This window comes from Methanoculleus sp. MH98A (genome assembly GCF_000691865.1).
Classification (GTDB): Archaea; Halobacteriota; Methanomicrobia; order Methanomicrobiales; family Methanoculleaceae; genus Methanoculleus.
Genome location: NZ_JMIO01000195.1, coordinates 1 through 657, shown reverse-complemented (window position 1 = coordinate 657; position 657 = coordinate 1). Strand labels below are relative to the sequence as shown.

The 657-nt window shown below is 54.0% G+C and carries 2 protein-coding genes; both read right to left on the bottom strand.

From position 1 onward, the window contains the following. Window positions 1–89: 89 nt before the first annotated feature. Window positions 90–578, bottom strand: a complete 489-nt coding sequence (locus EI28_RS15610) for a PaeR7I family type II restriction endonuclease (protein WP_082223181.1) — start codon at window positions 576–578, stop codon at window positions 90–92. After that, window positions 512–655 carry a PaeR7I family type II restriction endonuclease gene (locus EI28_RS15605; protein WP_082223182.1) on the bottom strand — a complete coding sequence of 48 codons (144 nt, stop codon included), beginning with the start codon at window positions 653–655 and terminating at the stop codon, window positions 512–514. Before EI28_RS15605 ends, EI28_RS15610 begins: the two co-directional genes overlap by 67 nt. Window positions 656–657 lie beyond the last annotated feature (2 nt).

The following is a 657-nucleotide window of genomic DNA, read 5'->3' as shown; positions in this document are numbered from 1 at the left end:
CCCCCATCTTCGTGCGCTCTCCGATCAATGACTCCGGGTGCTGACGCGACCGCAACCGATCCGCTGACGGCAACGGGTCAGAGACAGCGTTACGCGATCTCGTAAAAGTTGCTCAGGTGGGAACACAGGGAGCGCAGGAACCGGTATCCCGATAAAATCTCGTCTGGTTCGGAATAGTTCCGTGGTTTCGCCCTATCCTCTTCCTTCGCAAGCAAGTAGCAGACCTCGGAATAGACTCTTTCGCGCACCAGCCTGAGACAGGTCTGTCGATAGCGTTCGATGTAAGAAGCGCCCTTAAACTCCGGAAATACCTCAAAGTGCGGTTCATTGTTCCTCACGCTCCTTCGAGACCCCTCGCAATCCTCAAGCAGCAGCATATACCCTAACCAGGGAGAGGGAGATGTCCTGAACGCTCCCTCGCGGTAGGCAGTCCAGAGATCGTATGCGCTCCCTAAAACCTCCTCGGTCCGGTTATTGATGTTGTTCCCGAACGAAGGCCCCTTCTGGGATTTCAGTTCAAGGACAGCAACAAGTTCCCTCTTCCCGTCGGATAGTGCTTGATGACGATAAGATCCCACTGTTTTTCAGCACGGAAGTATCCTGGAAGATCGAGCGATCTCTTCTGCGTGCAGATATCATCCTCGGGAACTCCGATAT